This window comes from Amycolatopsis sp. SID8362 (assembly GCF_010550475.1).
GTDB classification, from domain to species: domain Bacteria; phylum Actinomycetota; class Actinomycetes; order Mycobacteriales; family Pseudonocardiaceae; genus Amycolatopsis; species Amycolatopsis eburnea.
Genome location: NZ_JAAGNB010000231.1, coordinates 1 through 256, shown reverse-complemented (window position 1 = coordinate 256; position 256 = coordinate 1). Strand labels below are relative to the sequence as shown.

Annotated in this window: 1 protein-coding gene; it reads left to right on the top strand. The window is 77.0% G+C overall.

Annotation, left to right across the window (positions count from 1 at the left end):
* Nucleotides 1–256 (top strand): TIM barrel protein (locus G3I65_RS07635; RefSeq protein ID WP_160695456.1); only part of this gene is annotated, 256 nt, incomplete at both ends.

The window sequence follows — 256 nt, the reverse complement described above, 5'->3', positions numbered from 1 at the left end:
CACGCGCTCACCTGCGCCCTCGGCGCGATCCGGCTGGCCGAGCGGCTCGGCGCGCCCGACGTCCGGCTGCTGCCCGGCTGCCCCGACTTCGGGCGCTGGCTCTCCTGGTGGCACAGCGACGTGAGCTGGGCCGACAACATCGCGGAGTTCCGCACCGTGGCCGAGCCGCTGGTCCGGGCCGCGCGCGAGGCGGGCGTCCGGCTGCTGGTGGAGCCGCACCCGAAGCAGGTCGTCTACGACCGGGCGAGCGCGGACC